The sequence below is a fragment of the Kribbella sp. VKM Ac-2568 genome, assembly GCF_004345365.1.
GTDB classification, from domain to species: Bacteria; Actinomycetota; Actinomycetes; order Propionibacteriales; family Kribbellaceae; genus Kribbella; species Kribbella orskensis.
Window position 1 is genome coordinate 1 of record NZ_SLVF01000006.1, and the last position, 23,467, is coordinate 23,467.

22 protein-coding genes and 1 riboswitch are annotated in these 23,467 nt (G+C 67.8%); of the genes, 9 read left to right on the plus strand and 13 right to left on the minus strand.

Features of this window, described 5'->3' with window-relative positions; genetic code table 11:
• Positions 1-329 precede the first annotated feature (329 nt).
• Complete coding sequence (locus EV648_RS17855) at positions 330-1,301, plus strand: zinc-binding alcohol dehydrogenase family protein (protein WP_206751945.1); 972 nt, start codon at positions 330-332, stop codon at positions 1,299-1,301.
• A 160-nt stretch (positions 1,302-1,461) separates the two neighbouring features.
• Here EV648_RS17855 and EV648_RS17860 read toward each other — a convergent pair whose 3' ends face one another.
• The 6 genes from EV648_RS17860 to EV648_RS42640 form a co-directional block, all read right to left on the minus strand.
• The gene (locus EV648_RS17860) at positions 1,462-2,802 is read right to left on the minus strand and encodes an LLM class flavin-dependent oxidoreductase (RefSeq protein WP_206751946.1); all 1,341 of its coding nucleotides are present in this window, start codon (positions 2,800-2,802) and stop codon (positions 1,462-1,464) included.
• On the minus strand, positions 2,799-3,524 hold the full coding sequence (locus EV648_RS17865) for an ABC transporter ATP-binding protein (RefSeq protein ID WP_132292461.1): 726 nt from the start codon (positions 3,522-3,524) through the stop codon (positions 2,799-2,801). Before EV648_RS17865 ends, EV648_RS17860 begins: the two co-directional genes overlap by 4 nt.
• Positions 3,500-4,351 carry an ABC transporter permease gene (locus tag EV648_RS17870; protein WP_132292464.1) on the minus strand — a complete coding sequence of 284 codons (852 nt, stop codon included), beginning with the start codon at positions 4,349-4,351 and terminating at the stop codon, positions 3,500-3,502. Before EV648_RS17870 ends, EV648_RS17865 begins: the two co-directional genes overlap by 25 nt.
• Positions 4,348-5,403 carry an ABC transporter substrate-binding protein gene (locus tag EV648_RS17875; protein WP_132292467.1) on the minus strand — a complete coding sequence of 352 codons (1,056 nt, stop codon included), beginning with the start codon at positions 5,401-5,403 and terminating at the stop codon, positions 4,348-4,350. The genes EV648_RS17870 and EV648_RS17875 overlap by 4 nt, the downstream gene beginning before the upstream one ends.
• 21 nt (positions 5,404-5,424) lie before the next feature.
• Positions 5,425-5,985 carry a flavin reductase family protein gene (locus EV648_RS17880; protein WP_132292470.1) on the minus strand — a complete coding sequence of 187 codons (561 nt, stop codon included), beginning with the start codon at positions 5,983-5,985 and terminating at the stop codon, positions 5,425-5,427.
• Between the two features lie 171 nt (positions 5,986-6,156).
• Positions 6,157-6,306: a hypothetical protein gene (locus tag EV648_RS42640; protein WP_158294012.1), complete on the minus strand. Its 150-nt coding sequence runs from the start codon at positions 6,304-6,306 to the stop codon at positions 6,157-6,159.
• A 144-nt stretch (positions 6,307-6,450) separates the two neighbouring features.
• Here EV648_RS42640 and EV648_RS17885 point away from each other — a divergent pair, with 144 nt between their 5' ends.
• From EV648_RS17885 to EV648_RS17895, 3 genes are all read left to right on the plus strand, one after another.
• Positions 6,451-6,945: an RNA polymerase sigma factor gene (locus tag EV648_RS17885; RefSeq protein WP_132292473.1), complete on the plus strand. Its 495-nt coding sequence runs from the start codon at positions 6,451-6,453 to the stop codon at positions 6,943-6,945.
• Entirely contained in the window at positions 6,938-7,504 is a 567-nt protein-coding gene (locus tag EV648_RS17890; protein ID WP_132292476.1) for a methylated-DNA--[protein]-cysteine S-methyltransferase, read from the plus strand. The genes EV648_RS17885 and EV648_RS17890 overlap by 8 nt, the downstream gene beginning before the upstream one ends.
• A 266-nt stretch (positions 7,505-7,770) precedes the next feature.
• Positions 7,771-8,442: an alpha/beta fold hydrolase gene (locus EV648_RS17895; RefSeq protein WP_132292479.1), complete on the plus strand. Its 672-nt coding sequence runs from the start codon at positions 7,771-7,773 to the stop codon at positions 8,440-8,442.
• Positions 8,443-8,580: 138 nt separating this feature from the next.
• On the opposite strand, the gene EV648_RS17900 is transcribed toward EV648_RS17895, so the two are convergent.
• From EV648_RS17900 to EV648_RS17925, 5 genes are all read right to left on the minus strand, one after another.
• Positions 8,581-9,261 (minus strand): class I SAM-dependent methyltransferase, encoded by a 681-nt coding sequence (locus EV648_RS17900; protein WP_132292482.1) that lies wholly within the window; start codon positions 9,259-9,261, stop codon positions 8,581-8,583.
• A 64-nt stretch (positions 9,262-9,325) separates the two neighbouring features.
• A complete protein-coding gene (locus EV648_RS17905) occupies positions 9,326-10,654 on the minus strand; it encodes a cytosine permease (RefSeq protein WP_132292485.1) in 1,329 nt (442 codons plus the stop codon).
• A riboswitch (TPP riboswitch) is annotated at positions 10,649-10,776 on the minus strand. Its footprint overlaps the gene before it by 6 nt.
• 19 nt (positions 10,777-10,795) lie before the next feature.
• Complete coding sequence (locus EV648_RS17910; RefSeq protein ID WP_132292488.1) at positions 10,796-11,458, minus strand: alpha/beta fold hydrolase; 663 nt, start codon at positions 11,456-11,458, stop codon at positions 10,796-10,798.
• Positions 11,455-12,375, minus strand: coding sequence for a hypothetical protein (locus EV648_RS42645; RefSeq protein WP_158294013.1), 921 nt, complete (start codon positions 12,373-12,375; stop codon positions 11,455-11,457). Before EV648_RS42645 ends, EV648_RS17910 begins: the two co-directional genes overlap by 4 nt.
• Before the next feature lie 59 nt (positions 12,376-12,434).
• On the minus strand, positions 12,435-13,292 hold the full coding sequence (locus EV648_RS17925; RefSeq protein WP_132292497.1) for a DUF3152 domain-containing protein: 858 nt from the start codon (positions 13,290-13,292) through the stop codon (positions 12,435-12,437).
• Between the two features lie 411 nt (positions 13,293-13,703).
• On the opposite strand from EV648_RS17925, the gene EV648_RS17930 reads away from it, so the two are divergent.
• Positions 13,704-14,510, plus strand: coding sequence for a hypothetical protein (locus tag EV648_RS17930; protein WP_132292500.1), 807 nt, complete (start codon positions 13,704-13,706; stop codon positions 14,508-14,510).
• 12 nt (positions 14,511-14,522) lie between these two features.
• Positions 14,523-15,392 (plus strand): DUF3037 domain-containing protein, encoded by an 870-nt coding sequence (locus EV648_RS17935; RefSeq protein ID WP_132292503.1) that lies wholly within the window; start codon positions 14,523-14,525, stop codon positions 15,390-15,392.
• A gap of 140 nt (positions 15,393-15,532) precedes the next feature.
• Here the strand turns inward: EV648_RS17935 and EV648_RS17940 are convergent, their stop codons facing one another.
• Positions 15,533-16,726, minus strand: a complete 1,194-nt coding sequence (locus EV648_RS17940) for an ATP-binding protein (RefSeq protein WP_132292506.1) — start codon at positions 16,724-16,726, stop codon at positions 15,533-15,535.
• Positions 16,727-17,246: 520 nt separating this feature from the next.
• Between EV648_RS17940 and EV648_RS17945 the strand changes: the two genes are divergently transcribed.
• A complete protein-coding gene (locus tag EV648_RS17945) occupies positions 17,247-18,278 on the plus strand; it encodes a GTP pyrophosphokinase family protein (RefSeq protein ID WP_132292509.1) in 1,032 nt (343 codons plus the stop codon).
• Between the two features lie 16 nt (positions 18,279-18,294).
• Here EV648_RS17945 and EV648_RS17950 read toward each other — a convergent pair whose 3' ends face one another.
• Positions 18,295-19,731, minus strand: coding sequence for an MFS transporter (locus EV648_RS17950; RefSeq protein WP_132292512.1), 1,437 nt, complete (start codon positions 19,729-19,731; stop codon positions 18,295-18,297).
• A gap of 167 nt (positions 19,732-19,898) precedes the next feature.
• Here EV648_RS17950 and EV648_RS17955 point away from each other — a divergent pair, with 167 nt between their 5' ends.
• Positions 19,899-21,662 (plus strand): ABC transporter ATP-binding protein, encoded by a 1,764-nt coding sequence (locus EV648_RS17955; protein WP_132292515.1) that lies wholly within the window; start codon positions 19,899-19,901, stop codon positions 21,660-21,662.
• A complete protein-coding gene (locus EV648_RS17960; RefSeq protein WP_132292518.1) occupies positions 21,659-23,437 on the plus strand; it encodes an ABC transporter ATP-binding protein in 1,779 nt (592 codons plus the stop codon). Before EV648_RS17955 ends, EV648_RS17960 begins: the two co-directional genes overlap by 4 nt.
• The last annotated feature ends 30 nt before the right edge of the window (positions 23,438-23,467 follow it).

The following is a 23,467-nucleotide window of genomic DNA, read 5'->3' on the forward strand; positions in this document are numbered from 1 at the left end:
GTTGAACGCCTTCGAGATCACCTTCGACGGGCGACTGTCCGCCGGACGCAAGTAACCCAGAGATCAACAGTTACACCGAAAACTAGACAGACCCGTCTCGGCCGCTGAGTAGCCGGGTTGGCCCGCTGGCTCGCGGGCCCGGGGCGGCACGGTGGGCGGGCCGCGCGCATGTCGCACAGGAGCCGGGGGTCGGCGGCAGGCGACAGCCCTCGGGTGCCGGGGGGTGGTGGGAGTTGGGCGGCGGGGTTGCCGGTGGGCGGGTGGGGGTTGGGGCGGTTCGTGGACGGGTTGGGGGTTGGGGGGCGGAGACTTGGGGGGTGGAGACGACTATGCGGGCTGTGGTGTTGGAGGGGCCGGGTGGGCCGGAGGTGCTTCGGATCCGCGAGGTGGGGGTGCCTGGGGTGGAGGCTGGGTGGGTTCGGATTCGGGTTGAGGCGTTCGGGCTGAATCGGTCGGAGTATCACTTGCGGGCCGGGTTGGCGACCAACGCCCGGTTTCCGATCGTGCCGGGGATCGAGGCGGTGGGGACGGTGGATCTGGCGCCGGGTGGGGAGTTCGCGGTCGGGCAGCAGGTGGTCGCGATGATGGGTGGGATGGGGCGGGAGTTCGACGGCGGGTACGCGGAGTACACGGTGGTGCCGGTGAGTTCGGTGCTGCCGGTGCAGACGGACCTCGACTGGGCGATGCTCGGGGCGTTGCCGGAGATGCTGCAGACGGCGCACGGGTCGCTGCACACCGGGCTGGGGATCCGGCCCGGGCAGACGTTGCTTGTGCGGGGCGGTACATCGTCCGTCGGGGTGGCGGCGGCTGTGTTGGCCAAGGAGTTCGGGCTGACGGTGTTCTCGACCACGCGGAATCCGGGGCGGGTGGAGATGCTGCGAGGGCTCGGCGTCGATCATCCGTTGGTTGACGATGGCAACGTTGCGGAGAAGGTGCGGGAGATCGTGCCGGAAGGTGTGGATGCGGCGCTCGAGCTGGTTGGTACCAACGTGCTGCCGGACACCCTTCGGAGTACGAAGGTGCATGGGACCGTTTGTTTTACCGGGATGTTGAGTGACCAGTGGACGATCCCGGACTTCTATCCGATCGGGTATCTGCCGAACGGGGTGCGGTTGACGGGGTACGGCGGGGAGAGCAGCGATCTGCCGGCGGCGGACTTCCAGCGGTATGTGGACCTGGTTGCTGAAGGCAAGCTTCCGATCCGGCTTGATCGGGTGTTCGCGTTCGAGGAGATCGTCGAGGCTCATCGGGTGATGGAGGCTGGGTCGGCGGTTGGGAAACTGGTGGTGCGGGTTCGGTAGGTCAGCGTCCGATGGTGGTGGTACAAGTTCCGTTCATTCGGTCCTTTTCACCCTCGTGCGGGTCGGCGGTCCGGGCGACCGTTGCCTGACGGGTGAAGAGAACCGAATGAACGGGGTTTGTGGTTTAGATGGTCTGCCGGCTATCTCGGATGCTGTGGGTTCAGACCGTGGCCAGCCGCTGGAGCTGTTCGTACTGCGAGGGTGGGCGGGCCAGGCCGTAGTGGTCTCGCAACGTCGTGCCTGTGTAATCCGTGCGGAACAGGCCGCGTTGCTGGAGGATCGGGACCACGTGGTCTACGAACGCCTCCAGGCCCGAAGGTAGTACTGCGGGCATGATGTTGAAGCCGTCGGCGGCGTCGGCGTTGAACCATTCGACGATTGCGTCGGCGACCTGTTCCGGCGTACCGCTGAAGGTTCGGTGTCCGCGTCCACCACCCAGCCGGCCGATCAACTGGCGCACGGTCAGCTTCTCCCGGCGGGCCAGAGTGACGATCAGCGTGTAGCGGCTCTTCGCGCTCTCGATCTCGTCTTCGTCGGGCAGGTCCGCCGGCAACTGCTGGTCGAACGGCAGGTCCTCCGGCCGTACCCGCAGCGTTTTGGCCAGTTGTTGCCGCGCGTACTCGGGCCTGATCAGCTCATCCAACTCCCGCTCCAGCCGCAACGCCTCCTCCTCGGTTCCACCGATCACCGGCACGATGCCCGGAAGGATCTTCAAAGACGACGGATCCCGACCAAGCGCGGCGGTCCGCGCCTTCAGGTCGGCATAGAACGCTTGCGCATCCTCCAACGTCTGTTGCGCCGTGAACACGGCCTCGGCATAGCGAGCGGCCAGGCCCTTGCCGTCCTCCGAGGAGCCCGCCTGGACGATCAGCGGATGACCCTGCGGTGACCGGGGCAGGTTCAGCGGCCCGCGGACCTGGAAGTGCCGCCCGACGTGATCGATCGGGTGGACCTTGGCGTTGTCGCCCCAGACCCCGCTCTCCTTGTCGGCCAACGTCGCGTCGTCCTCCCACGAGTCCCACAGCCGGTAGGCGACCTCTAGGAACTCCGCCGCCCGGTCGTACCGCTGTGCGTGGGCGGGCTGGTCGGCCAGGTTGAAGTTCAACGCCGCCTCCGGCCCGGCCGTGGTGACGACGTTCCAGCCGGCCCGTCCACCGCTCACGTGATCCACGCTCGCGAACCGGCGAGCCAGGTTGAAGGGATCGTTGTACGTCGTTGAGGCGGTCGCGATCAGCCCGACCTTCTCCGTGGCGGCCGCGATCGCCGTCAGTAGCACGGTCGGCTCGAGTGATCCGGCCGGGCGCCGGCCGACGTCGCCGATGAGCACCGGCGAGTCCGCGAAGAAGACCGAGTCGAACTTGCCGCGCTCCGCGATCCGCGCCAGGTTCTGGTAGTGCGCGACGTCCGTGTTCGCCACCGGGTTGCTCTCCGGCAGCCGCCAGGATGCCTCGTGGTGCCCGGTGCTCATCAGGAACGCGTTCAGATGCAGGTGACGGCTCACAGCGACACTCCCAAAGCGTCTAGAAGAATGGAACGGACGGCGGTGAACCCGGGATCGGCAGGGCTGCGCGGCTCGGCGAGATCGATCGGCTCCTCGGCCACGATCCGCCCCTCGTCGAGGACGATCACCCGGTCGGCCAGCACGATCGACTCGTCGACGTCGTGCGTGACCAGCAGTACTGCGGGTTGGTGCGCGGCGCAGAGTTTGCGGAGCAGGACGTGCATCTTCAGCCGGGTCAACGCATCGAGCGCCCCGAACGGCTCGTCCGCCAGCAGCAACACCGGCTCCCGCACGAGCGACCGCGCCAACGCGACCCGCTGCTGCTCACCGCCGGACAACTCGTTCGGCCAAGCCTGCTCCCGCCCGGCCAGTCCCACCTCGGCCAGACTCTCCCGTCCACGCTCGTCAGCTGCACGCAGACCCAGTGCGACGTTGTCGAGCACCCGTGCCCAGGGCAACAACCTGGAGTCCTGGAAGACCACCGACACATTCGCCGGTACTGCGAGTTCGCCGCTGCCGTCCACGTCGTAGTCGAGCCCGGCCAAGGCTCGCAGCAGCGTGCTCTTGCCGGAGCCGCTCTTTCCCAGCAGGGCAACGAACTCCCCTGGCTGGATTGCCAGGTCGACTCCGTCGAGCACCGCGCGTTCGCCGTACTTGCGGACCAGGCCGCGAACCTCGACGGCGGTTTTCTCGAGTGTCAGTCCGCCAGCGTGCGTCGCCATGACAGTGCCTTCCTCTGGATCAGTCGGACGGCTCCGTCGAACAGCAGGCCGAGCACGCCGTAGAGGACCAGGCCGACGATGATGATGTCGGTCTGTCCGTAGGTGCGGGCCAGCTCCATCATGTAGCCGATGCCGCTGGTGGAATTGATCTGCTCGACCACCACGAGGGCCAGCCACGCGCCGGTGACCGCGAACCGCAGACCGAGCAGGAACCCGGGCAGCGCGCCCGGCAGGACCACCCGGCGGATGAACTCCCAGCGCGACAACCCGACGGTCTCGGCGAGCTCGACGTACCGGCTGTCGATGGTGCGCAGACCGTTGTGGGTGTGGATGTAGATCGGCACGAAGACGCCGAGCGTGATGGTGGTGATCTTCATCGATTCGCCGATGCCGAGCCAGAGGATCAGCAGCGGCAGCAGCGCGAGCGACGGGATCGCCCGCTTGATCTGGATCGGGCCGTCCAGGACCGCCTCGCCGAACCGGCTCAGGCCGGACAGCAGCGCGAGGACGGTGCCGAGCGCGATACCGAGGCCGAGGCCGACGAAGGCTCGCTGGGCCGACGTCAGCAGGTTCGACTGGAGCCGGCCGTCGGCGATCAGGTCGCCGGTCGTGGTGACCACAGTCCAGGGCGCCGAGAGCACCCGCGGATCGAGCCAGCCGGTGGCGGAGCCGATACTCCACACGCCCAGCAGCAGGACCGGGCCGATCGCGGCGCCGAACCTGATCGGCTTGCCCGGCCCGAGCCGGCGCCGGCGGCGTACGGGAGTTGCGACGGCGGTCTGGTCCCGCTCGGCGCGAACCCCTGGAAGGGTTGCCAGTTGAGTCATTTCGCTGCCGCCTTGATCGCGTCGGAGGCCACGCTCTGGAAGCGCAGGTCGTAGAGGTCCGCGGCCTGGATCACCTTGTTGCCGGTCTCCTTGGCGAGCAGCTCGATCGTCTCCTGCTGCCGCTTGATCGCTTCGCTCCAGTCAGCGCTGATCTCCGGATGTCCGGCGTTCTCGACCAGCCACTCGCCGTCGGCGGTGGTGAGGCCCTGGTCCTTGACGTAGTAGCCCTCGATCCATTCCTTCGGGTGCTTGTCGATCCACTCCTGGGCGACACCCCAGGCGGCGACGTACGCCCTGATCGCGGCGGCCTTGCCGGCGTCCTCAAGCGACTCGGTCGGCCCGTAGAGGTGGCCGGCGTCGTCCCTGATCCCGTGCTGGATGGTGCTGGCGCCGTCCTTGCCGTACTTCGTCAGGTACCGCTTGATCTGGACGCCGCCGATCGGCGCGACGTCGACCTGCTTGGCGGCCAGCGCGTTCGAGTAGACGTCGCCGGTGCTCGGAAGCTCGACGAACTTGACGTCGTCCTTGGTCAGCCCGGCCTTCTTCAGCACCTTGAGCACGAGCGCGCCCTGCGCCTGGCCCGGGCTGTAAGCGATCTTCTTGCCCCGCAGGTCTGCCAGCGACTTCACCTGTACTCCGGGCGCGATGCCGAGCTGGTAGATGGGGTGGTTGATCGCGTCCTGGCGGAACTTGGAGGCCACGATCTTCACGTGCAGGCCGGTCCAGGTGGCGTGGATCGGCGGGATCTCCGCCACCGAGCCGAGGTCCAGCGCCTTCGCCCGGAACGCCTCGGTGGTCTGTGGTCCACCGCTGAGGTTCGCGAACTGGACGAACTTGGAGACCTTGTCGAGCTGCCCCGACAGCTCCAGGGCCTTCTGGGTGGCCGGATCGCCGACCACGATCTTGACGCCGTCCGGTACTTCGGTCGGCAGCGCCGCGTCGAGTGCGAGCTTCGGGCCGCCGCCGGCCTCGGCGTCACCGCCGCAGCCGGACAGAACGGTCAGTGCCGACAAGGCGGCGGCCAGGACGAGAAAGGACTTCTTCTTGGGCATGAGCTTCTTCCAGACAGGGGTTCAGGCGGGCCGGTGCGTGGTCGCGTAGCGGCCGTCGTGGTACAGCAACGGCTCGTGCTCGCGGCGCTCGGCGTGGATGGCAAGCCGGGCCACGACGATGTGGTGATCGGCGACTGCGAAGCGGTGCTCGACCAGAGCCCGCAGGTAGCTCGGGGCGTCGTCCAGCACGGGTTCACCGGAGCGCAGCCGGGACCAGCGGGTCGGTTCGGCGAACCGGTCGACGCCGCTGGTGGCGAACACCCCGGCGATCGCGTGCTGGTCCGCGTCGAGGAAGTTGATCACCAGGCTGTCGGCCTGGTGCACGGTCGGCCAGCTGGACGCGGTGGTGGCGATCGAGAACGACACCAGCGGCGGCAGCAGGCTGACCGACACCAGCGAGGTGGCGGTGAAGCCGACCGGGCCGTGGCCCGCGTCCGCGGTGATCACCACGACACCGGCTGCGTGCCGGCGGAAGACGGTACGGAAGATGTCGGCATCGACCGCCCGCTCCTCGACGTGGTCCGGTACGACGGTCAGGCCGGGGCGGCTCGTTCGGGCAGGGTTGAACGCGTGGACGGACATGTCTCTCCCTCGGGACGGGGCAGGGACGACCGGCAGCGGACAGGCGAAGACACCGCGACCGGGCGGATGGGGGTTGGCAGCCGGACCTCTAGGGCATCGGCTTGTCAGGGGGTGATGGCGGCGGCTCGAGGCCAGATGGCGCCTGACGGGGCACGCCGGGACAGCGGGTGATCAGCGACAGGTGGCGCTGGCCGTGCGCATCTGGTCGATCACTCGGCGGCGGGTCAGCAGACGGCTGATCAGCACCGGCAGGTCATCGGGCAGCACGCGGTGGTGGCTCGGGGCCACCGGTCCGCTCGCAGGCTGCCAGGTCTTCGTCATGTCAACGACTCTCTCATCAAAGTCGACTGAAGAACTAGACAATCTCGCTATCCGGGACACCCGTCCGAAACTGACCGGTTGCTGGAACGACACGCGGTCGGGTTGCCCTCACATCTCGCAGGGTGCGTGCGTTCTACTGGCGTGATGGTTTCGGAGAGGGTCTCGCTGCCGCCGTTCCAGGCGCTCGTCGACGAGCACTGGCGTGACGTGGCGAGGCTGGCGCGCGCACTGGCCGGACCGGTCGACGGTGATGACGTCGCCCAACGCGCCTGGGAGAAAGCCTTCGCCGCCTACCCGAACCTCACCTCGGCAAAGAATCTGCGCAGCTGGCTGCTCACCATCACCTCCCGCTGCGCCACGGATCTGCACCGCGCCCGCAGACCACAGAGCCCGCTGGACGAGAGCCTGCCCGTCGCGGTCGACGGCCCGGAATCCGCCGAGTGGCCGGATCCGGACCTCTGGCAGGCGGTCAACGAACTCCCCGAACGGCAGCGTTTTGCCGTCACGCTCAAATACGTCGGCGACCTGGACCACCATGGCGTGGCCGCCGCTCTGGACACCACGCCCGCCGCATCCCGCCGACTCGTCAGCGATGCGCTCGCGACCTTGCGCAACAAACTCGGAGTTGACCATGAATGACCTCGAGAGCCGGCTCAGCCGTCTCACCTCCGCATCCGGCAGGCCGCCGGTACTGCCCGCCGCGGACGTCTCCTATGCCCTGCACGACACCCAGATCGGCACCCTTCTGCTCGCTACCGCCGCAGGCCGGGTCGTGGCCAGTTCCTTCGGCGACGAGGAGACCATGACGACCCGGCTGGCTCGTGCGATCTCCCCCCGAGTACTGCGCCAGCCCGCCGCGCTGGACGACCTACGCCGGCAACTGGACGAGTACCTCGACGGACGGCGGCACGAGTTCGACCTGGAGGTGGACCTCGCGCTGGCCACGCCTTTCCAGCGGCTCGTGCTCAGCGACCTGCCGAGTCACACCAGCTACGGCCGTACTACGACGTACGGGCGGCTGGCCGGTGAGATCGACCGGCCGAAGGCGGCCCGCGCGGTCGGTACTGCGCTGGGCGCGAACCCACTGTGCGTCGTACTGCCCTGCCACCGGGTGATCGGGGCGAGCGGGGCGCTCACCGGGTACGCGGGTGGACTCGACGCGAAACGCTTTCTGCTGAATCTTGAATCGAAAAGCTGAGTTTTCCGCTGACCGGAGACAAGCATTTATACTGATGACAAGAAGGAGCAGGTCCCCATTGTGGAGTGGGGACCTGCTTCTTGTTTGTCCTTGCCGGTAAGGGGGATCCAGCCCTGATGAATGGCGTCGCTCACCATTGGTAAGGGAGCGCGTGCTGGCGCTCGATCCGGCGCAGCGTGAGGTGCGGATCGGTCGATCGGGAGAAGGCCATGATCGGTGAAAGTACCCGACCTCTGCTTGTCGGTCTTGGCGAATAGGTTGGTCGCATGACCTCACCTCTGCTGTTCCTCAGTGGCGCCGGCCTCCCTGCCTGGATCTGGGACGACGTCCGCGCCGCCCACCCCGACTCGTCCGTTGCCGCGTACCCGGACACGGGAACGCTGCAGGACTACGCCACCAAGGTCCTGGCGGAGGCACCCGAGCGATTCGTCATCGTCGCCCACTCCATCGGCGGTGTCGTCGCCAGCCAACTCCTGGCCAAGGCGCCCGAGCGAGTCGACGCCCTCCTCGGCATCGCCGCCTCCTTCCCCAAGCCCGGCCAGTCCTTCCTCAAAGCCCTACCGTTCCCGAACAAGCTGATCATCAGCCTCGCCATGCGCCTTGCCGGCACCAAACCCCCCGAAAAAGCCATCCGCACAGGCTTGACCGGCGGCGTCGACCCCGCCCAGGCCGACCGCATCGTCGCCGAGTTCAAGCCCGAATCCCAACACCTCTACCGAGACCCCGTCCCCGCCCGCCACTTCCCCGCCCACACCGCCTACCTCCAAACCACCCAAGACAAAGAGTTCCCTCCGTCCCTCCAACAGACCTACATCACCAACCTCAACCCCACCGACACCAAGACCATCCCCGCCGGCCACCTACCGATGCTCACAGCAACAACCGAGCTTTCCCTTGCCATCAAGGATTTCCTGGAAGCGTCACCGCAGGAGCACTAGGCGGCAGGGCCAAGCAACCCCAACCGCAACTGCTTTCATCCGCCCCGCAGACAGCGGTCAGTCGACTGCACCTGCTAGCGGATGGAAGCTACCTGCACGTGCGCGCGACGGTCAGCCGCGGCAGCGCAGTACGAGCGATCATTCCCCAGCAGGAACACGAATCTCGAGGATCAACCGCCGACGCCCGCCCCACTCGCGCTTGTAGACCTTGTAGTCCTTGATCCCCGCCGCAGTGCAGAGCCGTCCGTAGCTGGCTTCGTCGTGGATGAAGTGCACGCTGCTCGTACCGAAGTGCTCGGTGGTGACGATCCGGTGCTCCGGGCCCTGCCGGAGCCCGTTCGCGATCTCGGACGCCGTCGCGGGACCCCAGATCGGGCCCTCGATCACCGCCAGACCGCCCGGCTTCAAGACGCGCGAGATCTCCCAGATCGTCGACATCTGCTCGTCCTCGGAGAACAACTCGTGGAACGCGGTCCACAGGCAGATCACGGCGTCGAACGAGTCCGACTTGTACGGCAGATCCGTCATCGAGCCGATCGCCCAGTCGATCGACAGTTCCTCCTCGGCCGCCTTCGCACGGCCGGCCTCGACCAGGTTCGGGGAGATGTCGAGCGCACGCACGACCTTGCCCGCCCGCCTCAGCGGCAGGCTGATCCTGCCGTACCCACAGCACAGGTCGAGTACGGACTCCCGGCCTTCCAGGAGTTCCTCGACGGCCTCGACGGTGGCGGCGTCACGTTCAGGCGTGGTGCGACTGGCGAGCCCCTCGACCCCGAGTTCTTCGTACTCGGCCCGGCTGCGCAGTGCAGAATTCAGCATTGCGCAAGTATCCCGGCCCCGAGGTGTCACTGTCAGTACCGGGTGCCAGACAACTGCGAAGGCGTTATCTGGCCCGCGACTTGCCCAGGCGGCCGAAGAGAATCGCAGCCAGCATCGAGATGATGATCGAGGTGTACGTCGCGCCGAGCCAGCCGGGGACGGGTTGACCGTTGAACAGGCGCGACTGGAGGTCCATCCAGAACGGCGACCAGCCTTCCACCGTGCCGGGGTTCACCAACTGGTAGGCGACGAACCCACACACCCAGGCCAGCGCGGGCGGCCAACGGAACCGTGCGGTATCGGACACATCCCAGCGCATCTTGCTGACCAGGAAGAAGTCCGCGATCGCGACCGCGAAGAGCGGGATGAACACCGAACCGATCAGATAGAGGAACTGCGTGTAGTTGCCCAGGTCAACCAGCAGCGCGAGCCCGGTGGCGATCACGCCGATCACCAAGGAGATCCACCGGCGGTCCAGGTGACCGATCAGGTTGTGCGCGGCCATCGTGGTCGAGTAGACGTTCGCGTAGGCCTCGTCCACCTCGTCAACCAGTAGCACGAACAACGCGATCGCACCCGCGGGCAAGGTGACCAGTGCGGTGATCACGTCGGTGCTGTTGGTCTGCAGGGTGGCGACCGCCAGTACGCCGAGTGCGTAGTACAGCATCGCGGCGAGGCCGTAGCCGAGGGCGGAACCGGCGAAGGCGGCCTTGTTCGTCCGCGAGTGCCGGGTGTAGTCGGCGGCCAGCGGGGCGAAGGAGACGACCCCGGCGGCGGCCAGGTCGACGGCCGGCCAGAAGCCGAACACGCTGTCCTGCGGGAGATCGTGGACCGGCTTCCTGAGCACCGCGACGAACAAGTAGACCGAGGCGATCAGCACCAGCCAGACCATGAACTTGCGGAGCAGTTTGACGCTGCCCAGCGGTCGCACGGCCATCGCGGTGGCGATCACGCCGGCCAGGATCACGAACAGCCAGCGCCAGCGCTCGCTCGTCACCGCCACGGCGGCCGCGGAGATGACGATGATCTCCATCGTGGCCCAGCCGATGTTCTGCGCGATGTTGAGCACGGTCGGCGCCATCGAGCCGCGGCGCCCGAACAATCCGCGCAGGCTGGCCATCGCCGGCGCACCCGTCTGCGAGCCGAACACGGCCGCGCCGCCGAGCACCAGCGCGCCGATCCCGCAGCCGACGACGACCGCGAGCAGGCCCTTCACCAGCGAGCCCGTGTACGCCGCGACGAGCGCTCCGGTGACCGGGCCGAACAAGGAGATCCCGAAGTTGCCCCAGAGGGTGAACTGGTCGAGGAAGCCGAGCGTGCGCGGGGCATCCGTGGTGAGGACGAGCGGCGCCTCGGTGTCGGTACTGGTCGAGCGTGCAGCAGTTGTGGTCATGGCTGACCTGCTCCCTACGCCGGCATTACCCGGTCAGGTTCAGGCGGTCGGCGGCCCGGCTGGTTCTCAGCTCGTCGCCCTCTCAGCCCGCTCTATCGGCGCGAGCTCCCGCGGAGGTGGTTACCGCGCCAACGATACGCCTTACCCGGCTTTGTATACACCCGCGTACCGGTGGATGAACGCCGCGAGCTCCGGGCCGTTCGTGAGCACGGGCATGTGGGACCCGGTCGGCAGCGTCCAGGACTCGCCGTGGGACAGCTCGGCGACCTCCTGGATCCATCGCTGCGGGGCGATCCGGTCGTGCGCCGAGCGAACGACCAGCGTCGGTATCTGGAGCCTGCGGACGGCCGCGGCCAGATCGTAGTGCCGTGCGGCCTCCATGGCCCGGGCCATCGACGGGAAGCTCGTCCGGAAGTACTGGCGGCTCAGGGTCGGCACTAGCCGGGGGTCGTCCCAGACAGCCGAACGGGCCCACCTGGCGGCCAGTGTCGGCCAGCCGGACGCCCGGACGTCGCCGCTCGGCGCGACGAGCACCAGCGCCTTGGCGAGGCCGGGGTGGGCGAGGGCGGCCGCTACGACGATCTGGCAACTCGCCGAGTGCCCGACCAGTACGGCGCGCTCTGGCAGCCGTTGCGCCAGTCGCTCGGCCAGTGCCTCGGTGTGGAGGTCAACACCCCTGCGTGCCTTGCTGCCGTACCCGGGGAGCGTCACGACCTCGTACGGCGCCTCGACGTGGCGCAGGGTGGGCGCGTACGACTCCGGCCCGAGTCCGAGCCCGGGAACCAGGACGACCGGCGTGGTCATTCCCAGGGCGGGCGGTCGGGAGCCGCCTTGACCACGGGGTTCGACACCTCCGGCTTGAGCTCGCGGTAGCCGAGCCCGAACCCGACAGCGAGGAGCAGCAGGCCGACACCGCCCCAGCCGTACGCCGTGGGCAGGCGGTGCAGGGAGTCGTCGATGGCACCCATGCCGGTGGTGAGCACCATCACCATCCAGATCAGCAGCGGGATGAGCGACAGGGCGACCAGGCCGAGTCCGCCGAGCTCGACAGGGTCCGGTTGCTGCCCGGCCGTCCGGCGGCTCATCACGTCACGGAGCCACATCACGATGGCCGCGACGCCGACGACGAGGATGAGGAGTTGGCCGATCGTGTCGATGACGTCGGTGCGGAGCGGGTGGTTCAGGGACGAGCCCGGGGCTTGGGAGATCTCACGGAGGGACACCCGCTGGACCGAGAGGACCAGGAGGCCGTAGACCGCTGCGATGATCGTGGCGAGCAGCAGCACCCGGGCCGCGCGGGGATCACGAGGCGCGGAGTCTCTACCGTACGCCGGGAGCTCGTGCTGCTGGGGGTGCGCCGCGGGGCCGTACGGGTGACCCGGGCGGTAGGTGGGCGGCTGGTTGTACGCGGACTGCGGGTCGCCGTACTGGCCCGGTGCCGCTGCGCCTGGTCCGCCTGGTGCACCCGGTCCGCCTGGTGCGCCGTACTGGCCGGGATGGGGTTCGCTGTACGGGCCGGGGGCGCCGTACTGGCCCGGCTGACCCTGGTAGGCGCCGGGCTCGGGTGGGGCGACGTACGAGCCGGGCGGGGGCTGGTCGTGGTACGGGCTGGAGCCGTAGGTGTTGCCGCCGTACGGGGTCGGCTTGGCGTAGTGGTCCTGTTCGCCGGACTCGTCGGGGTCGTCGCCCCGGCCGTAGGTGGGGAACTGAGGTGACGACATCGCTGCTCCCTCGGCTCGATCGGACCTTCTCCGGCCTAGGTTCTCACGAGCAGGAGGTACTACGTCGCCTTGATCGTGGGCCAGGCGTTCGGGAGGCAGCCGCCGAGGCCCTTGGTCTGCTGCATCATCACCGGCGCGGGCGTCTTCGCCTTGGCGCAGGTGGAGTGGCCGTGGCCGAGCGCGTGGCCGACCTCGTGGTTGACGAGGTAGCTGCGGTAGAGGTCGACCTGGCCGGAGTATGCGGGCACAGCGTACATCCAGCGCTTGGCGTTGAGCACGACCCGGTCGTCCACGCGGCAGGAGACCTCGCCGCCGGTGTCGAGCGGCAGGCAGAGCTTGTCGGTCAGCGTCGGGGTCGCGACGATGATGCGGAGGTCGACGTCGGCCTTGTCGGTCCGCTCGAAGCTGACCGGGTGAATCGCCTGCCAGCCGCGCGCGTCCGTCAGCGTCTTGTGGATGGCCGCGGCGACGACCGCTCCGTTGAAGGACAGCCCTTCCTCGATCTCGACCCGATACGTGAGCTTGTCCCGCTCACCGGTCGCCTTCGAGAAGCCCGGGACCACCGCCAGCCGCCCGGTCGAGACGAGCACGTTCGGCTTCGACCCCTTGGGCTGCCGGGTCAAGGTAGGTGCCGGGCGCAACGGCGTGGTCAACGTTGCCGTCGGCGTCGGAACAGGCGTCGGCGTCACCACCGGAGGCAGCGACGGCTCACTCGCCGCGACAGCACTGCCACTGAACTGAGCGGCCAGACTGCTCTGCTTGGTGGCATCCGGATGCACCACCATCACGACTCCCAGCACCGCCAGCGCGCTCACCGAGAACCACTGCGCCTTGTGCGACTTCCGCCGGCTGTGCCGCCCACTCCGACGACGACGAGCACGCGCGCTGGCACGCTGCCCATTCCGCCCGGTGGTCATGACGATTCACCCTAGCGACTCCCCGGTAATTCCCGAAAGGCCCCTCCACCGCCGAACCTCCCCACACCACCGAGCATCCGCCTCGCGCCGCGCGCGGAAGGCGGAGTACCTCGCGATCAGACCTAAGCCGGACTCCCGGCAGACGGCGAGCTGACCTGAACTTGTCGAAGCCTGGGCAGACCAGCGGACGACATCACAGCAAGCGTCGCCACTACCACCGTGACTACGAACCATCGGATGCGCGGATGCCTACGGTGGAGGGACTACTCAGCGGTCCAAGAGGGCGACGCCAGACCGCCTGACAATTTCTGACGGTCGAGCAGGCGAACAACTGTCAGGATTACCCATCAGGCTCAGTCGGCTGACTTGGTTGGGCGACCACGGCTCACGTGCTGATTTACAGGAGACAGAATGACAGCCCCAGGGGACGCGTGGTCGGACGCCGCCCTGATAAAGGCGCTCGCACACAGGGCGCCGGTCGAGGCGTCGGCACAGCTCTTCATTCGGCATGCCTCTACTGGGGCGAAGCCGATCTTGGCGGTTGCTGACAACGGGAAGAGTTACTGGCTGAAGTGGCCCGACAACCCGCACGGAAGCCTGTCCCTCGCCCACAAGATGATCGTTGCCCAGGTCGGGCAACTAATCGGCGCTCCTGTCCGGCCGGTGGCCCTGATCCATGTCGATCCCGCGCTTGTCGAGGACTACTACATCGGCGGCGAGCGACCGGTGGCCGGCACCTTCTTTGCTTCAGAACTTCTCCATGATGTGGAGGAGCACACAACGATCACGCGCGTTGCGCGCGATGGCAACTCCCACCGTTTTCCTCATTACCTGGCCCTTTGGGACCTGTGCCTGGGTACAGATCTGCAGCTTCTCTATCACCTCACGGAGCATCATCAGGTTTGGTCAATCGACCACGGTCTGTGGTTCGACAGCCTTGAGGCTGACTGGTCGCCTGACCTGTTGGCGGAGCGAGTAGACAAGCACTGGCCGTGGCCAGAGGAGGCTCTGCCGGCAGGACTCGACGGCAGCGCCTTCAGAAGCGCCGCAGATGCCGTCGACGGGCTGACCGGCACTGATCTCGCGAACATCATGGGTAGCGTGCCGCTAGAGTCGGGCGTATCAGATCAAAGCCTGCGTGCCCTGGCCATGTTCATCCACGCGCGGCGGCCCACTGTGTCGCAGCGACTCCGTGAGTCAGCCGACTCGTTTCAGTGAAGGGGGTCTGAAATGCGATACGACTACTGGGTCATCCGCTATGTTCCGGACCCCATCCGCGGAGAGTTCGTGAACATCGGTGTCATCGCGGGCAAGGGAGACGACTGGTCGTTCCGTAGGGTCAGTAATCTGCGCCGAGCATCTCGCCTGGGCGGTTTCGCAAGTCTGACAGATTCATTTCTCAGGAGGATCGAGGATTCGATCGCATCGCGTCTCGATGCAGTCGAGGCACTGATCCCGAGCGAGCCATCGGAACTCTTCGGTCGGGGCGAAGTCGAAGACCTCCGAGTCCGAATGAACAACCTGGTTCAATTGTCTGAGTCGCGACCGGTCCTCGCGGCGACGTCAGAAGAAGCGGCGGACCTGGCGTTCGAGCTCATGGTTGTCGATTCTGATGTTGATGTGAGGCACCGCTCCCGAACTACCGTGGTTCACAAGCTCCGAGCCGCCTTTGATCTGCGGCCTGAACTGGTGCACCACGTGGCACGTTTTCACGTAGCCTCTGTCGGCGCACAAGAGACGGGGATTGACTTCGCCGTCAAGGACGGCGTTGTCCATCAGATGTCCCAAGTCTGGGCGTTCGACGTGAAGAACACCCGCCACCTCCAGACACAGATCCAAGCTTGGAATTATCTGCTCGGGCTGCTCCGTCAGGATGGTGGAGCCCTCGTCCGTCGCGGGCGTCACGACGGCGTGAGCATCCCGCACGACGTCGATATCAACGCCGTGTTCACTGCGCCGACCACGTCAGACGGTGAAGCGCAGTTCGAGATTGCCAAGGATGGTTGGCAGCGACTCGGCGTGGAAGTGGTCTCATCATCCGATTCAGAAGCCATCGTCGACGCAGCAGCCCGGCTCCTCACGGCAAGCTCGCCCTCGTAACCATCGCTCGCACGCACCCTCTCGAGTTCGCAAGTCATCTTGGGTGGGCGCTTGTGCAGAGGTCCCAGCCATAGACCTGAGCGATGACGTCGGAGCGTAGCCTCGGGTGGGCGGGAGCGGCGACGGAGGAGCTGCGTGGGTTACGCGGTGCGGGTGCGGAGGAACTTGCCGAAGTGGGGGACTGTGAAGGCGACTGTGCCTCGTTCGGCGGAGAAGACGAGGCCTTTCTTGATGAGGCCGTCTCGGGCTGGGGAGAGGGACTGGGGTTTGCGGTTGAGGGTGCTGGCGACCTCGGCGGTGGGGACGGAGCCGTCGTCGGCGCCGATGCCTAGTTCAGCCATGGCTCGCATGTATTCGCGTTCGGCCGGGGTGGCTCGTTCGTAGCGGGAGCCGAAGAAGCCGACGGTGAGTTCGGCCGAGGCTTCGGGTCCGGCGACGGCGACGTCCTTGATGGTGATGGGACTGGCGGGCGCGTGGTCCCACGTCGCGTGGGCGAAGGCCTGGACGAAGTACGGGTAGCCGTCGGTCTGGGCGTAGAGCTCGTCGAGGGCTTCCTCGTCGTACCGGACGTCCTCAGTCTCGGCGGGCACCATGAGAGCTCGGTCACACGCTTCGCGGGCCAGGCGGTCCACCCGGATGTAGCGGAACAGGCGCTCGGAGTACGACTTGCTGGCGGACAGTACTGCGGGGAGGTGCGGCAGGCCGGCGCCGACGACGACCAGGGGTGCGCTCTGCTGCGAGATCTCGTGGCAGGCGGCGCAGAGGGCGGAGAGGTCGTCCGCGCTGATGTCCTGCATCTCGTCGATGAACAGGCCCACGCCCACCGAGAGGTCGCCGGCCAGGTCCGCGGCGTCCGCGAAGAGTTCGATCAGGTCCATCTCGAGGTCGCCAGAGTCGGCGCGGCCCTTCGCGGCAACCACGTCGACGGGTGGGTGCCAGCGGATGCCCTTGCGGTCGTTCTGCGCGGTCCGGAGCGCGAAGGCCTTCAGTACTGCGCTGAACTGGTCGACGCGTTCGTCGTCGCGGTGCCGGTGGCCGAGTTCGCGCATCGCGGTGTGCAGCGCCTGGGCAATCGGGAGCCGGATGCTCTGGTCGGGCCGGGCCTCGATCTTGCCGGTGCCCCAGGCGCGCTTGATCGCCTGACTCCGGAGAGTGTTCAGCAGGACGGTCTTGCCGACGCCGCGGAGTCCCGACAGCACCAGACTCCGCTCCGGCCTGCCTGCCGCGACGCGTTCGAGGACCACCTCGAACTGCCGCACCTCGGTGTCGCGACCGGCCAGCTCAGGCGGGCGCTGACCGGCGCCGGGCGCATAGGGATTCCGGATCGGATCCATGCATTTCACTCTATGAGCGTGTCTAGCGTTTTCCTTAGATTTCGCTAGCCAACCCGATCGCGTGTCGCTGCCCTATCAACCTCTTCCCCTCTCTACCCTTTTCCCTAGAAAGCACTAGACACCGTTATCACCCTCTAGCGGCGACCACGCCATACCGATGCCAGTGCTTCGCCCACTCATCGCACGTCCATCCAGCTCGACCTCCTCGAAGGACTCGACGTGCCATCCCAGGAGCAACTCCCGTACTTCGTCCTCCCGGTGAGCCGTGATCTCCGGCAAGGCCGACCAGTCGTCCCGAGGCCCGAGGAAATGCCCGGCGAACCGTCCACCGGGAGCCACCGCGGCGACGACCCTCGCCCACGTCTCGGCGTACCGGGCGGGTGGGACGAAGAAGAGACTGAAGCCTGCGTAGACGAGGTCAACGACCGGTAGCGTCGCGGTCCCCGTTCCAGTTGTCGAACTGGGTCATGCCCGGGAGTGTGGCAGGCGCTTGGGCCGTTGAGACCACTAAAGTCTGCGCATGGGTGGGGTCGAGTTGCGGGAGTGGACGGTGCAGGCCGCGGGGCAGTATGAGCGGACGCATCAGCAGTACGTCGGGGGTGCTCGGAAGCTGGAAGCTCTGATCAACGAGTTGATCGGCGAGGAAGAAGGCATCAACTACCTGAGTGCGACGGCGCGGGCGAAGGAGCCCGAGTCGTTCCTGGCGAAGGCGTCGAAACCGCACCCGGACGATCCCAGCAGGCCGAAGTACGACGATCCGCTGAACCAGATCACCGACCTCGTCGCCGCCCGGGTGATCACGTTCCTGGTGGAAGCGGTGGACCGGGTCTGCGAGGTGATCGAGTCGGAGTTCGAGATCGTCGAGCACACCGACATGGGCGCGCACACCCGGGCGCAGGGCGCGTTCGGCTATGCGAGCAAGCACTACCTCGTCAGGCTGAACGCGCACCGCCGCGAGCTCCCGGAGTACGCGGTGCTCAAGAACCTCACGATGGAGATCCAGGTCCGTACCGCGGTCCAGCACGCGTGGGCCGAGTTCGAGCACGACATCCGGTACAAGCTGGACATCCCGCCGGACCGCAAGCCCGAGTTCGACCGGCGGTTCCTGCTCGCGGCGGCGCTGATGGAGCTCGCCGACAACGAGTTCGCCGAGATCGACAAGCTGTACCGCGAACTGGCCGCCGCCGAACCCGACGCCGCGCCGATGGACCTGACCACGGCGACCCTGACCAGCTATCTGACCAGGCGGTACCCCGACGCGCCGCACGCGAAGACGAACCACTACACCTGGATCCTCGGCATCCTCGCGCAACTCGGCGTCACCACCGAGAAGCAGTTGACCGAGTTGCTGCGGGGTATCGACAGCGCGGCCGTGCAGGCGGCGATGACGCATCGCTTCCCGGCCGGGACCGTCCGGCGGCTCGACGACGACCTGCTCGCGGCGCGCGGTTCGGCGTACGTGGAGCTCTTCCCGGAGGAGGAACGCCGGCAGAAGATCCTCCGCGGCCGCCTGAAGGCCCTCGCCCGCGCCGGTCTCGTCGATCTCCCCTGATCCCTGACTACAACGCTCAGGCGGAGACAGTCGCCCTGTCCGCCTCGAGGTCGGCCGCAACAGCCTCAGCCGTACTCCGCGCCCAGCGCCCGGTGGTGATCAACCCAAGGGCAAGGACGAGCACTCCGCAACCGGCGATGATGAACCACCCGAGCCGAGCGGCCGAGACGAACCCGGTCTCGAGCGGCCCGACCAGCCTGGCGGTCAGCACGGTCCCCACGATCGCAACGCCCAGCGAAGCGCCGACCTGACGGCTGGTCGAGGCGATCGCGGCCGCGACGCCCGCCTGGGAGCGCGGCATGCCCGACACCGCCGCGTTCGTGATCGGCGCGTTCAGCATGCCGAAGCCCAGACCGAAGATCAGGTAACCGCCGAGCAGCACCGGGGTCGCAGTACTGTCCGTCAACCGCGACAGCACCAGACCGCTCACGGCGAGCATCGTGCCTGCGACCACCAGCGGAACGCGCGGTCCGCGATTGCCGACGATCCAGCCGGACAACGGTGCGAAGACCACTGTCATCGCCGCCATCGGCAAGGTCAGCAGCCCGGCGTGCAGCGCCGAGAATCCCCGAACCTCTTGCAGATAAAGGGAATTCAGGAACAGGAAGCCCGACAGCGCGGCGAACCCGCAGACCGCGATCAGCGTCGCCCCGGAGAACGGCGCGCTCCGGAAGAACCGCGGCTCGAGCAACGGCTGCTCCCGTCGCCGCTCGTACAGCACCAGGAAGACCAGCGACAGCACGACCACCACGAAGCAACCGACGATCAGCGGTGAACCCCACCCGGCGGACCGGCCCTCGATGATCCCGTACGTCAGCCCGACAAGGAACAGCATCACCAGCAGCTGCCCGACCGGGTCGATCCGGCGCGCGACGGCGGCCCGGGACTCCGGCACGAACAGCGCGGTGAGCAGGAAGGCGATCAGCACCACCGGCACGTTGATCCAGAAGATGTACCGCCAGCCGGCCGAATCGACCAGGGCGCCGCCGACGACCGGGCCGACCGACATGCTGAGGCCGACCACGCCACCCCAGACACCGATCGCCTGGGCGCGTTCGCGCGGGTCGGTGAAGGTGTTGGTGATGATCGACATCGCGACCGGGTTGAGCATCGAGCCGCCGACCGCCTGCAGCATCCGGAACACGATCAGCAGGTCGACGGTCGGCGCGACACCGCAGAGCAGTGAGCCGATCCCGAAGAGCACCAGCCCGGCCTGGAAGGTCCGGCGGCGGCCGATCCGGTCGGCGGTGGAGCCGGACAGCATCAGCAGGCTGGCGATCACCAGGGTGTAGGCGTCGATCGTCCACTGCAGCTTGGAGACCGAGGCGTCGAGGTCACTGCGGATGGCCGGCAGGGCCAGGTTCACGATGGTCGAGTCGAGCCCGACGATGAACAGGCTCAGGCAGCAGATGCCGAGCACCAGCAACCGCCGCCGCCGGCTCAACTCCCGCACTCCATCAGCCTCCGAATCACCTGTCGACAACCCGTTGAAGACTGTACTACCGCCTGCCCAGGCCACCGCTCGAAACTCGGTTGAGGGCCCCCACCAGGGAGCCTAGGCTTGATCCATTCGCCTGGTCAGGTGTTCAAAACCCTTCCTATGTCTTCTTTTGGGACGTCATGTCGCTGCGCCTCATTCCGTTCGCCGACCCGGGTGTACCCGATACCCGGTCCGGCCTCCGACTCATTCTCTGGCTGGAGCACCAGCAACTGCGCGGGCAGGCCGTGGCCGTCGGCTGGGGCCTGCTGTACTTCGGCGGCATCGCCGCCGCCCCGGTCGCGGTCGGCCTCGCCGTCCAGGCCGTGATCGACAAGTCCTGGCCGAAGCTCCTGCTGGCCGGCCTCCTGCTGCTCGTGATGGGCGCGGCGAAGGCCGGCTCCGACGCGTTCTTCCACCGCGCCGTGGTGACCAACTGGATCAGTACCGCGTCCCGGATCCAGCAGCTCATCTCCCGCAAGGCCGCCGAGCTCGGCTCGATGCTGACCCGCCGGATCGCCGCGGGCGAGGTCGTCGCCGTGAGCAGCGGCGACGTGGAGAAGATCGGCTGGTTCGTCGAGGTGCTCGGCCGGTTCACAGCCGCCCTGCTGACCTGCTTCGCGGTCGTCGTCGGGCTGCTCTTCTACGAGCCGCTGCTCGGCCTCGTGGTGCTGATCGCGGTGCCGGTCCTGGCCTTCTCGATCGTGCCGCTGATGGGTCCGGCCGAGCGCCGGGCCGACGTCCAGCGCGCCAAGGGCGGCCGGGCCACCGAGCTCGCCGCGGACACCGTCGCCGGTCTGCGGGTACTGCGGGGCATCGGCGGCGAGCAGCTCTTCCTGGAGCGATACCGCTCGGCCTCGCAGGAGTTCCGGGCCAGCGCGGTCCGCAGCGCGAAGATGTGGTCGCTGATCGCGGCGATCCAGGTGCTGCTGTTCGGGTTGTTCCTGGCGCTGATCGTCTGGCTGGGGGTCGGCCTCGTCACCCAGGGCCGGATCAGCGTCGGCGAGCTCGTCACGACGTACGGGTTCATCACCTTCATGCTGGTGCCGCTGCACACGTTCGAGGAGACGGCGAGCGCGTTCATCTTCTCGAAGGTGTCCGCCCGTCGCGCTGCCCGCGTGCTGGCGCTGCAGCGGATGGACGACACGAAGGGGACCTCGGAGGCGCAGGTGCCTACCGGCGACCTGGTCGACCCGCTCTCCGGCCTGGAGGTGCCGGCCGGCTCCTTCACGGCAGTGGTCTGCGGCAACCCCGACGCGGGTGGTCTGCTGGCGAACCGCCTGGGCGGACACAGCCCCGAGGCGGAGGTTGAGGATCCGTCTGTGCTGCTGGGCGGTGTCGCGTTGGACGACCTGCCACTGGACTCGGCCCGCACCGCCGTGCTCGTCCAGGACAAGGACCCGGTGCTCCTGTCGGGCACCGTTCGCGAGCTGTTCGACGTACCTGCGAGTGGAGCCGTCCCGGTCGAGGCAGCGCTCGAGGCTGCCCAGTGCGCAGACATCCTGGACGTACTGCGCCAGACCCTGCCCGCGGGTGTCACCGATGCCACACAGGCGCTCCTGACCGAGCGTGGCCGCTCCCTGTCCGGCGGACAGCGCCAACGGGTGGCTCTTGCCCGTTCGCTGTACGTCGACCCGGCGGTGCTGGTGCTCGACGAGCCGACCAGCGCGGTGGACGCCCACACCGAGGCGCGGATCGCCGACAGCCTGCGGCTCCTGCGGTCCGGGCGAACCACCGTGGTGTTCACGTCCAGCCCGCTGATGCTGGACCGCGCCGAGCAGGTCGTGTTCGTGCCGGACGGCCGGGTGGATGCCGTCGGCACCCATCACGACCTGCTGCACACCAACCCCCGCTACCGCGCGGTGGTCACCCGTGAAGACGAAGCAACCCTCGAGGAGTCGGCGTGAAGCGCCCGGAGTATGACCCGGCAGCCCCGCAGGAGGCGGCCCGCCTGCCGGTAGCCGGGACCGCCACTGTGCGGGCATACCTGAAGACGCTGTTCAAGCGGCACCGTCGCGCCTTCGGCTGGCTGACTCTGGTCAACGCGGTAGCGGCTCTGAGCGGCATGGTCGGGCCCTGGCTGCTCGGCAACGTGGTGGAGAAGCTGTCGCTCGGGGAGACGGACGTCGACCTTCCCTATGTCGTGCTCGGCTTCCTCTGCGCCCTCGCGGTGCAGACGGTGTTCGTCCGGCTCACCCGCCTTCGCGGCGCGGTGATGGGCGAGGAGATGCTGGCCGACCTGCGGGAGGACTTCCTGGTCCGCGCCGTCGCGCTGCCGCCGGGTGTGCTGGAGCGCGCCGGTACAGGTGACCTGCTGTCCCGGATCACCACCGACGTGGACCGGCTCTCGCACGCCATGCGGGACGCCGTACCGCAGTTGACCATCGCGGTGATCTGGGCCGCGCTGCTGATCGGCGCGCTGATCGTCACGGCGCCGGAGTTGGCCGTCGCGATCGTGATCGCCGCGCCGATCCTCATCATCGGTGGCCGCTGGTACTTCCGCCGCGCGCCCTCGGCGTACCGGTCCGAGGCCGCGGGCTACGCGGCGGTGGCCTCGGCGCTGGCCGAGACCGTCGACGCCGGCCGGACCGTCGAGGCGCACCGGCTCGGCAACCGCCGGATCAAGCTCGGTGACACCCGGATCGGCCAGTGGGTCGCCTGGGAGCGGTACACGCTCTACCTGCGGATGGTGTTGTTCCCGGTCATCAACATGACCCACACGGTCTCGCTGGCCGCAGTGCTGGTGATCGGCGGCGGTCTCGCGATCGAGGGCTGGATCACCGTGGGCGCACTCACCACCGGCGCCCTCTACATCCAGATGCTGGTCGAGCCGGTCAACATGATGATCCGCTGGTACGACGAACTGCAGGTGGCCCAGGTCTCCCTGGCCCGGCTGGTCGGCGTGCGGGAGATCGAGGCCGAGGCGGCGGGCAAGCAGGACGAGCCGGAGGGGCGGACGGTGCTCGCGGACGAGGTGCGCTTCGGGTACCTCGAAGGCCGCGACGTGCTGCACGGCGTCACCCTGACGGTGGAGCCGGGAGCCCGGGTCGCGCTCGTAGGCCCTTCTGGAGCAGGGAAATCGACGTTGGGCCGGCTGCTGGCAGGCATCTACTCGCCGAGGCTGGGTGACATCACTCTGGGCGGTGCCGCCCTGGACAAGATGTCGGCCGAGCAGGTGCGCAGCCACGTGGCGCTGGTGAACCAGGAGCACCACGTGTTCGTCGGCAGCGTCCGCGACAACCTGCGGCTGGCTCGGCCGGCGGCGGCGGATGCGGAGCTGTGGACGGCTCTCCGTGCGGTCGACGCGCACGCCTGGGTGGCCGGGTTCGAGCACGGCCTCGACACCGAGGTCGGCTCGGGCGGGGTCTCGCTGACCCCGGCGCAGGCTCAGCAAGTCGCCCTGGCCCGGCTGGTCCTGGCCGACCCGCACACGCTGGTCCTCGACGAGGCGACCTCGCTGATGGACCCGCGAGCGGCTCGTCACCTGGAGAGGTCCCTGGCCGGCGTACTTGAGGGCAGAACTGTCGTGGCGATCGCTCACCGGCTGCACACCGCGCACGACGCTGACGTGATCGCCGTGGTCGAGGACGGCCGCATCGTCGAGCTCGGCGGCCACGACGAACTGGTGGGTGCCGAGGGCCCCTACTCGGCGCTGTGGCACTCCTGGCACGGCGAGCGCTAGAGACAGCCAGAGGAACAGTAGGAGAAGAAG